Origin of the sequence: Nodularia chucula CCY0103, from assembly GCF_963923915.1 — a bacterium.
Classification (GTDB): Bacteria; Cyanobacteriota; Cyanobacteriia; order Cyanobacteriales; family Nostocaceae; genus Nodularia; species Nodularia chucula.
Map to the genome: position 1 here is coordinate 1 of NZ_CAWUOL010000140.1, position 8,778 is coordinate 8,778.

General features: G+C 42.8%; 10 protein-coding genes and 1 pseudogene. 3 read left to right on the top strand and 8 right to left on the bottom strand.

Going from position 1 to position 8,778, the window contains the following annotated elements; all coding sequences use genetic code 11:
* Positions 1-321 precede the first annotated feature (321 nt).
* The 3 genes from ACM0OP_RS23040 to ACM0OP_RS23050 form a co-directional block, all read right to left on the bottom strand.
* The gene (locus ACM0OP_RS23040; RefSeq protein WP_414530740.1) at positions 322-1,593 is read right to left on the bottom strand and encodes a ParB/RepB/Spo0J family partition protein; all 1,272 of its coding nucleotides are present in this window, start codon (positions 1,591-1,593) and stop codon (positions 322-324) included.
* Complete coding sequence (locus tag ACM0OP_RS23045) at positions 1,590-2,345, bottom strand: ParA family protein (RefSeq protein ID WP_414530741.1); 756 nt, start codon at positions 2,343-2,345, stop codon at positions 1,590-1,592. The genes ACM0OP_RS23040 and ACM0OP_RS23045 overlap by 4 nt, the downstream gene beginning before the upstream one ends.
* A gap of 175 nt (positions 2,346-2,520) precedes the next feature.
* Positions 2,521-2,739: a GNAT family N-acetyltransferase gene (locus tag ACM0OP_RS23050; protein WP_414530748.1), complete on the bottom strand. Its 219-nt coding sequence runs from the start codon at positions 2,737-2,739 to the stop codon at positions 2,521-2,523.
* A 212-nt stretch (positions 2,740-2,951) separates the two neighbouring features.
* On the opposite strand from ACM0OP_RS23050, the gene ACM0OP_RS23055 reads away from it, so the two are divergent.
* A complete protein-coding gene (locus tag ACM0OP_RS23055) occupies positions 2,952-3,665 on the top strand; it encodes an SDR family oxidoreductase (RefSeq protein ID WP_190732357.1) in 714 nt (237 codons plus the stop codon).
* A gap of 36 nt (positions 3,666-3,701) precedes the next feature.
* Here the strand turns inward: ACM0OP_RS23055 and ACM0OP_RS23060 are convergent.
* Positions 3,702-3,890 (bottom strand): annotated as a pseudogene (locus ACM0OP_RS23060) (ISKra4 family transposase); the annotation flags it as partial.
* 194 nt (positions 3,891-4,084) lie between these two features.
* Between ACM0OP_RS23060 and ACM0OP_RS23065 the strand changes: the two are divergent.
* Positions 4,085-4,780 carry a class I SAM-dependent methyltransferase gene (locus tag ACM0OP_RS23065; protein ID WP_414530742.1) on the top strand — a complete coding sequence of 232 codons (696 nt, stop codon included), beginning with the start codon at positions 4,085-4,087 and terminating at the stop codon, positions 4,778-4,780.
* 72 nt (positions 4,781-4,852) lie between these two features.
* Positions 4,853-5,287: a GNAT family N-acetyltransferase gene (locus tag ACM0OP_RS23070; protein ID WP_414530743.1), complete on the top strand. Its 435-nt coding sequence runs from the start codon at positions 4,853-4,855 to the stop codon at positions 5,285-5,287.
* Positions 5,288-5,958: 671 nt separating this feature from the next.
* Here the strand turns inward: ACM0OP_RS23070 and ACM0OP_RS23075 are convergent.
* The 4 genes from ACM0OP_RS23075 to ACM0OP_RS23090 form a co-directional block, all read right to left on the bottom strand.
* Complete coding sequence (locus tag ACM0OP_RS23075) at positions 5,959-7,497, bottom strand: relaxase/mobilization nuclease domain-containing protein (protein WP_414530744.1); 1,539 nt, start codon at positions 7,495-7,497, stop codon at positions 5,959-5,961.
* Entirely contained in the window at positions 7,478-7,888 is a 411-nt protein-coding gene (locus ACM0OP_RS23080; protein ID WP_414530745.1) for a plasmid mobilization protein, read from the bottom strand. The genes ACM0OP_RS23075 and ACM0OP_RS23080 overlap by 20 nt, the downstream gene beginning before the upstream one ends.
* A gap of 439 nt (positions 7,889-8,327) precedes the next feature.
* On the bottom strand, positions 8,328-8,474 hold the full coding sequence (locus ACM0OP_RS23085) for a hypothetical protein (RefSeq protein ID WP_414530746.1): 147 nt from the start codon (positions 8,472-8,474) through the stop codon (positions 8,328-8,330).
* A gap of 8 nt (positions 8,475-8,482) precedes the next feature.
* Positions 8,483-8,629: a hypothetical protein gene (locus ACM0OP_RS23090; protein WP_414530747.1), complete on the bottom strand. Its 147-nt coding sequence runs from the start codon at positions 8,627-8,629 to the stop codon at positions 8,483-8,485.
* Positions 8,630-8,778 lie beyond the last annotated feature (149 nt).

Sequence of the window (8,778 nt, forward strand, 5' to 3'; positions counted from 1 at the left end):
AAAAATATTTCACTCTTCTGCTTTCTACATCTGGGGTTGAGTAGATGAAAGGAGTTAGGGTGAGGGGAATTGCATAATTCAAATTAGGGAGGTCAAATCAGGGGGTTGTATTAGACATATCCGCCAATGAGCATCAAACCTTTGTACAGCAAGGGTAAAAACCTAATTTTCGGATAAGTTTATTTCTCATGCTGCGCGTCTCGAACTACATTTTTTTATGACCCATCAATAAATTGAGGGGCTTGTACCTTGAACGGGTCTGGAACAAACAGTCTTGAACTACACCCCATCCCCTACACCCGACACCCTGTTTTAATCAGGTTACTCAACTTGGGTCAGCGTCTCCAGTTGCGCCAACAATTTTTCTATCTGTTTGCGTTTTTTTGGGTCTGACCAAATCCGCGATTTTCTTAGCTTGGTGGTCGCAGTATTAAAGCGATCTTTGTAATCGTTAGACTCGGTTTTTGGGGTAGAGGTTGGGGTTTTCTTTTCAGTAATGCGCTGTTTGATTTCGCTTAAAGACCAGTTTTGGGCAATAGCTTGTTCTAAAAAGACAAGACGCTCTTCTTTATCCTGAATCTGGGCGATGGCTTTGGCTTTGGTGTATTCCAGGTCGCCTCTTCTTAGTGCTTCAAGGATGTCTGATGTCAGGTTTAATAAGGGCAGGCGGTTCTTAACGAAAGATTCCCAGGTCATTAACCCTAAGCTATCAAATACTTCCGAAACAATTTTTAGGTCTGGGTTTACGGGTGGCTCCTGATTGATGACTGAGTTATCTTTTTCTGTTTCGCCCATAACGTTATGGGTAGATGACTCACCCTCGACTTTTTCCTTGCCAGTTACGTTGGTTATTGAGTCACTTTTGACTTCGCCCATAACGTTATGGGTAGATGCTTCACCTTCGACTTTTTCCTTGCCAGTGACGTTGGTTATTGAGTCATTTTCAACTTCGCCCATAACGTTATCGGTAGATGTCTCACCCTCAACTTTTTCCTTGCCAGCTACGTTGGTTATTGAGTCACTTTTGACTTCGCCCATAACGTTATGGGTAGATGCTTCACCTTCGACTTTTTCCTTGCCAGTTACGTTATGGAGGACTGTGGATGCTTTTTTCTGTTCGCGTTGTAAGCGATAAAGTGCGGTGGGAATTTCCTCAATGTTTCGATTGAGTTTGTAAGCCAGCAGTTGCAGAATGCCTTCAGTTTCTTCGACTGGGTTCAGGTCTTCTCGAAGTAAGTTTTCTATCAGTGCCAGTTGAAAAGCTGCGTTGTCGTCTAATTCTCTGATGACAACGGGAACAACTTTTAGTCCGATTTCTTTGGCAGCACGATAGCGGCGCTCTCCTGCTACTAATTCGTGTTTTTCTCCATCCAGGGGACGTACCAGCAGGGGTTGCAGGATGCCATGCTGTTTGATGGATTCGGTTAACTGCTTTAATGCTTCGGAGTCAAAGTAACGGCGCGGTTGTGTCGGTGGCAGATTTATCTGATCTAAGGGCATGGATTGAGAAGAATCGGCATTCTTGATGTCTGTGGTGTCCCAAGGAACTTCAATTTTACTTTTGAGGGGTTGGGTGCTTTTAGTGCGTCTCATTGTAAGGATTCTAAGCTAACGGCTATTTTTTTTAAGATGGCTACAGATGGGTGCTTTGGTTCGTAAACTGCCAGGGGCTTTCGCTCTTCTGAAGCATCAACAAAGGCAGTGGAACGAGGAATGGGAGGAAAGACTGTTCCAGCGAACGCTAGTTGTTCGGTGATGGCTGCTAGGGTACGAGTGTCTTGGGAGTTACGGGCATCGTATTTGGTGGGGACAAATCCGGCTATTTGCAGTTTGCGGTTGGGTTTGTTGCGGACTGTAGCGACTGTTTTTAATAGTTCGCTTGTGCCTTCAAAGGCTTTGAAATGGGTTTCTAGGGGTACGAGAACGTGGGTGGCAGCTACAAGGGAGATGTAACTTAACAGCCCTAAGCTGGGAGGGCAATCTATTAAGATGAAATCGTAATCTGATTCAATTGGTTCGATAGCTTCTTTGAGTCGGAAATCGCGCATGGAAGCACTCACCAATTGCATTTCTGCTGTACTGAGAGAGATGTTGGCAGGGGCTAAATCCATGCCATGAATTCCCTCATGAATTGGCAGGGGGTGTTCATCCACAATGGCAGTGTTGACGGTTTGCTCTAAAACTCTTGGAACCAAGCCCATAAAAATGGTTAAGGAAGCTTGGGGGTCTATGTCGATGAGCAGGACGCGATGATTCAGTTGTGCTAGGTGGTAGCCCAGGTTTTGGGTAATGGTGGTTTTAGCCACTCCTCCCGCTTGGTTAAAGATTGCGATGATTCGGGTCATAAGTGAGTTGATTTACCTACCCCATTACAATTAAAGATAACTGGTGATGCGTCAATTGGTACTGTTGGTTTTTGTCCGAGGCTGCTGTTTTATTTAAAATTGTGATGATATAGGTTATAGCCGAATGGGAGAAGCAAAACGACGCAAACAGATTTTAGGTGACACCTACGGTACATCAGGAACTGTAAACCAGACATAACGTAAGTTTACAGCAGCCCAAACCGAAAGCGATCTCCTCCGCTTTCTGTAGCAGCAGTTTAGACAAGCCTCTACCATGGTAAGGTAAAGCAACAATGACATCGTGAATATTAAGTAATGGCTTGCACGCGAAGGTAGAGAATCCTTCTAAGCAGACAACAAGCCCTGCGGGTTCGGCATCGAAAAAGGCGAGAATGACATGAGCCGCAAATCTTTTTGCAAGTTATGCTCCTAGATTTGCTTTAACGTAGTCGGACAGACCTTTACCACCACCCATTGGGTCGAGCGCATACTCATCCATTAATTGAACCATAGCGTCCGCATGAGCAGGCAGACTAAGGAAGTGTCGCTTGTATTTCTAAATCAAAGGTTATCCTGATTTGAGGTTAGTCTTGGGGGATAATAAAGATGAATGCGAGGAAAATTGTCATTGTAACGGCAGCGAGTCGTGGAATTGGTGCAGGGTGTGCGCGGCACTTAGCGACTCAAGGATATACGGTTGCATTGATGGCGCGAAGTGAAAGTGTTTTAGATTTAGCACAAGAACTTGGCGGAATTGCTGTACAAGGTTCAATGTCTAAACTGCAAGATTTAGAGCGATTAGTTCAGACCACATTGGATAAGTTTGGTCGAATTGATGCGGTCGTAAATAGTTTTGGTGATCCACCGCGCCTTGATTTACTCAACATTTCTGATGAGATGTGGTGCGAGAATTTTGAGATGTTGTTTCTGAGCGTGGTTCGCATCGCAAAACTGGTGACAGAACCGATGCGTCAACTTGGGGGTGGTGCGATCGTTAACATTTCCGCAAGCGATTCTCAAGAACCAACACTTGGAACTCCTTTCAGTGGAACACTTCGTGCCGCAATGGAAGGATTCACCAAACTCTATGCCAAGCGATATCGGGCTGATCATATTCGCATGAACTCGATCGCGCCTTTCTTTGTTGCCGATAACCTTGAAGAATTAGAAGGCTGGAACGTTCCTGATGATTTGATGTGGGGTCGTCCAGCTACCTATGCAGAACTCGCCAAAACGGTTAGCTTTTTAATATCAGATGATGCTAAGTTCATTACAGGAACCACCCTCAAAGTAGACGAGGCTCGTTCATCTGGAATTTAATTGGGTGCGGCTCTTTTAGGAAGACTTGGGAGGAGGTCAAACAACTATTGCTATTGGTGGTGGAGTAGTAGAGCAACGAGCTTGAGAGACACCTTTGAGCAAAGGAATGCCACCTTGATATACAGATAAATGATGACGTTGACGTTCAAGTTGTTGATGAAAGCGCCAATAGTCATGCCAATCACCACTGACGTAAAGTGAACGAAGACGTAAAACAGCCTCAGCACGTTACAGTTCTACTGTTTCTACTGCTTATCATCGGGCGGCTGGGGCATTAGGACAAGCGGGAGATATTGGTCAGGGGATTATCCTGAAGTATCATTAAATATAGAAATTTATCGACTTTTTGAGGTATATAAAAATTAAGTTGAGCAACAAATTAGTAAGTAATCTAAACGTATAACCCATAAGATAAAAAGATGATGAAAGATAATATTCTTCAGCAACAAATTGAGTATTACCGCGCTAGAGCAAATGAGTATGATGAGTGGTTTTATAGGATAGGACGCTATGACCGTGGCGAAGAAAACAACCAGCGTTGGTTTAATGAAATAGCTGTTCTTCAACGTGCAGTACAGCAAAATGGAAATATAAATAATGTTTTAGAGTTAGCCAGTGGCACAGGAATCTGGACACAGGAGCTTTTAAAGATTAGTAATAAAATTACTGCACTGGATGCTTCTGAAGAAGTAATTGCAATTAACCGTTCTAAGTTAAATTCTCCGATTATTGAATATCGGCAACTTGACTTATTTACATGGCAACCTGATACAGAATACGATTTGGTGTTTTTTGCATTTTGGCTATCTCATATACCGCCAATATTAGTAGACTCTTTTTTGGCAAAAGTTTATCAATCTGTCTGTATTGGTGGACAAGTATTTATTATTGACTCTCGCTTTGAACCTACATCTACAGCTAACAATCATATTTTAGAAAACGACGAATATATATATATAACCCGGAAATTAAATAATAATCAAGAATATCAGATTGTCAAAGTTTTTTATCAACCTGATGAACTGCAAGAAAAGTTAAATAAAGCAGGTTTTCAGGCTGATGTAAAGGTTACAGATAAGTATTTTATTTATGCCTACGGAAAGAAGGTTGAGTGATTAACAATTCAAGGCATTTCAAGTCAGTAACGATATTCGCTAAGTTGTAAAAAGTTATATTCCGTAAGCAATATGCTAAAAATTAGCAAAGCAAAACCGCACAATACTGAAGCCATTAGAGTTTTTTACAGTCAGTGTGGTTATGGAGGTGGACCCATAAGTGAGGAAGATTTGATATTCATTGCTCAATTAGAGGAAAGAATTATAGGTGCAGTACGCTTGTGTCCAGAGACGGAGTTTTTTGTGCTTCGAGGTATGCAGGTTCTAGCTCCGTTTCAGCGTCAAGGCGTTGGTACACAGCTACTTCAGTTCTGTGCCAAGGAACTGGTTGAGCAAGTTTGTTATTGTATTCCGTGGCAACATCTGCATTCGTTTTATCAACAAGCAGGATTTCAAGAAGTTTCACCAGATGAAGTTCCAGTTCTATTGCGTGAGCGATTTGGTAACTACATTTCCAAGGAGATGAATGTCATTATAATGCGTCGATTGCCAAATCTATATATATAAAAGCAGGTTTTGTAGTAGCTCGGTCTTGAAAGCAGTACAGCCTAACTAATCCATTTTGGCTGCACGATATTGACAGGTTTGAGTAGGGGAAATTTAGGTAATAAAACACATCAGTAACCCTGAAAAATTTTGTGTAATTTCTGTGTTAATTCTCAGATAAAAATAACAAAAGCTGTGGCATTTCTGTGTAAATTAGAAGTAGTTCTCAGCACTTCCTAGAAGAATTTTGTAATGCTTTTATGATGAACTTATGGTAGCTTTATGTTATTTGGGTGGCTAATTTGTGACATTTTTTAAAATCGTTGACTACGCACAGTACGCAAAAAACTTTGTCAAGTTTTTTGAGCCAAAATTCTCTTTTCAAGAATAGTCGTTTCCCAAAAGAATACTTAAAACTACAAAAGTAATACATATGAGTCCATCAACTATTTTTTGAAAGCAGGTTTTCAAAATTGAAGAACTCGTTGCGCTCTCGGTGACGACAGCAGAGTGGTAATGACCAGGTAAGTGGATTTAGTTGGGTATCTCGACGGCTACCCTAGTTGGCTCAAACAGTTTCTTCATGTCCTTTTGAGCAACCGCTTCATCTAAGCGCTCGCTCGCTGCCTCCTTTGTGCGCTCCGCGCCCACGGAAGGAAATCGCAACAACGATTTCAGTCTGCACTTTAGGATCACAAACTTAGTTCATCGTCAAACTGTCTTTGCCGTTGCACTTCCAACTGCTTTTGCCGTCGCCGTTCCAAAATCATCTGATTCCAGGTCAGTCCTTCAGGTGCAATTCTTTCAGCCACAGGCAGCATTTTCTTAACTACTTGGGCGGTTTCATGACCCTGAGCATTATTATTAAATGCCAGCACAATTCTGTTAGCAGTTTTGAAATATTCTACTGGCAAGTTATTTGGGTCATCCACTACCATGTACATTGTTCTCACTGGTGGCAACCCTTTATGTGCTATCATGTCCATCTCTGCACATGACAGTGCATCAATGGGGGTATCACACAAGAATACTCTCTCGATTTTATCCCCTGGCTTGCCACCCAGTCTCAAATGAAACCAACCCGGTGAGGGTTTGGTAGTTTTGTCATACTCAACAGTGAGATTATCTTGGCTCCGGGTATGCCATATCAGTGCGCCTGACTTTTCACGATCTAAATCCCATTTGATAAACACAACAGCTTGCTGCTGGTCTACGTAAGTCAACCCCTGGTCATGTAATGCTTCCACAAATGCAGATGAGATGCCACGTTTTTCAGTCAGGTAATTTTTTAATGTAGGCCATAGGCTTTCGTCTTCTGCTGGGGGCGTAAACTGAGGTTTAGTTTCTGGTTGTACAATTTCAAGCGCTGGCTGTGGTGGGTCAATTGGTAAGGATTTAACTGGATTTAATAACAATTGCTGAATGCGTTGGTCGTCGCGTTGTGGTTGGTAATCAATTTTTTTATGTTTTTGTAGTCCAGGGAAGGTGTAGGCTGCACCCAATTGTGTGCCACTAAATGCTTGTCCATCTTTTTCGTAGGAAATTCCTTTGGACTTCCCATTTCTGGTAAATCCTGACCGAACATTAATGCCTGCTGACTGTAAGATCATGATAAATTCTGGCATTTGGGGATGGTCAAAAGACGCGTAATCAATTAAAAACTGAATTTCCTCTTTGGTGGTGCGTTTGGGGGGGGAGTCACGTTGTCCCAATTCAAATTCTTCTTGTTCTCGTCGGATGCGTCTAATTTGTCCGGTGCTGGGTGTGCGCTTCAGCTTCTCTTTACTGCCGTGGACTTGGACTAAATTATAATCAATTTCGATTTGTCGTAGGACTTTTTCAGAACGAACATAATCCCAGGAATCATGGACAAGTTTACCAGTGTCCATCCTGATTCGGCTGGCGGTAATGTGTATATGGTCGTCGTCGGTGTTATGGTGGCGGAAGATAACGAATTGATTGGCATCAAAACCCATCTCTTTCATGTAGCGAGAGCCAATTTCACTCCATTTTTCATCATCTAGTTGGTCATCTTTGGCTGCTGATAGGGAGACATGATAAACAACTCGTTCTGCTTGTGAATTGAGTTGTCGAGATAGGCGAAATTCTTGTGCTAATTCTCTGGCATTTCTGCCACTCATGTTACCGCCAATCAGTTGGGCATCTGTGCGCGATTCTAAATAATCTAAGAGCTTGCGAAAACCTCTACCTTTAATCTGCTTCCCAATCATCTTCTTCCTCTTCTTCGGATTCTTCCCAGTCGTCGGATTCTGTGTCAAAGGAGGCAATGTCTCGTCTGCACTGATGTAACAGTTCTAGAAGTTGTTGTAACAGTTCTGGTTGGGCTGGTGGTGAATGTCCAATTTTTATGGCGGTGTTTGTGGCTTTGACAAGCTGGTTGAGGTTGTTACCGATTTGTCCTAATTCACGATATGTTTGGATGCTAACTTTACTTAGGCGTTTGGGTAGTGGACGCATCAATGCGTTGCGCCGAATCATTTCACTGGCTGAGATGCCAGCATCTTGTGATTTGATGCGAATTAAGTCCAGTTCGATGTCACTTAACCGGATAGAATAAATGTGGTTGCGGATGAGTGATTTGGACTGCTTGCGACGGGGCATAATTGGGGGATAAATTGGGGGAAGAGTGCGGGGGGTTTTTTAAGGGGGTGTCCCCCTTGAACCAGCCTGCTGTCCGAGCAAAGCGAGGTTTAGCGTTAGCTAAAAAGCATGGCTGGCTTCTAGCCCATTAGCGGGGGGTAGGAGAGGCTTGAGGGCGGGGGTACGGAGGAAGAGTCGGGGAAGGAGTTTTGGGGCATTCAGGTTGGTTAAAGGACAATTACGGCGTAGATGAAACATAATAATTATATCAGTGTAAGCTGAATTACTACGAGGGCGTAGCTGAAGGGACAAGGCTATGGTTAGCAAGAGTTAGCTGCAACAGTCAGCTAACGTCGGCATCGGATGAATATAAAGACGGCGTAGCCGGACATGAAAAGTAGATCGGCTTTTAATAAATGATGATAATGGCGTAGCCGGAATGGGAGAATAATATCAGTATTTAAATGACGGTGGCGGCGTAGCCGGGAGTGGTCAAAGGGAAAATCAGCATCAGGTAAATGGCATCAGTAAAATGATGATCATGGCGTAGCCAAAACAAGAGAAATATATCAATATCTAATAAATGACCTTGACGGCGTAGCCGCATTACGAAAATTACAACCAGCGTAGCTGGGAGTGCTGAGGGGGATAATCAGCAGCAATAAAATGATAATGATGGCGTAGCCAAAACGGGAAAATTATATCAACATCAGTTAAATGATGCTGACGGCGTAGCCGCATGACGGAAATTAAGACCAGCATAGCTGCAATCGGCTGAAATTCTAGAGTTATACAATCTCAAAAATAGGGGAAAATATATAAATTATGATGACAAATTTTATTTCATAGCAATGGTTGGGTGTCCGCCGAGATACGTGCAAAATGGGACACGTTGTAAAGTTTTGTAAAGA

Excerpts from the sequence above, each read along its gene's own strand:
- ACM0OP_RS23075 (WP_414530744.1), bottom strand. The coding sequence starts at position 7,497 with ATGATTGGGAAGCAGATTAAAGGTAGAGGTTTTCGCAAGCTCTTAGAT.
- ACM0OP_RS23045 (WP_414530741.1), bottom strand. The coding sequence starts at position 2,345 with ATGACCCGAATCATCGCAATCTTTAACCAAGCGGGAGGAGTGGCTAAA.
- ACM0OP_RS23065 (WP_414530742.1), top strand. The coding sequence starts at position 4,085 with ATGATGAAAGATAATATTCTTCAGCAACAAATTGAGTATTACCGCGCT.
- ACM0OP_RS23085 (WP_414530746.1), bottom strand. The coding sequence starts at position 8,474 with ATGCGGCTACGCCGTCAAGGTCATTTATTAGATATTGATATATTTCTC.
- ACM0OP_RS23040 (WP_414530740.1), bottom strand. The coding sequence starts at position 1,593 with ATGAGACGCACTAAAAGCACCCAACCCCTCAAAAGTAAAATTGAAGTT.
- ACM0OP_RS23080 (WP_414530745.1), bottom strand. The coding sequence starts at position 7,888 with ATGCCCCGTCGCAAGCAGTCCAAATCACTCATCCGCAACCACATTTAT.
- ACM0OP_RS23055 (WP_190732357.1), top strand. The coding sequence starts at position 2,952 with ATGAATGCGAGGAAAATTGTCATTGTAACGGCAGCGAGTCGTGGAATT.
- ACM0OP_RS23090 (WP_414530747.1), bottom strand. The coding sequence starts at position 8,629 with ATGCTGGTCTTAATTTCCGTCATGCGGCTACGCCGTCAGCATCATTTA.
- ACM0OP_RS23070 (WP_414530743.1), top strand. The coding sequence starts at position 4,853 with ATGCTAAAAATTAGCAAAGCAAAACCGCACAATACTGAAGCCATTAGA.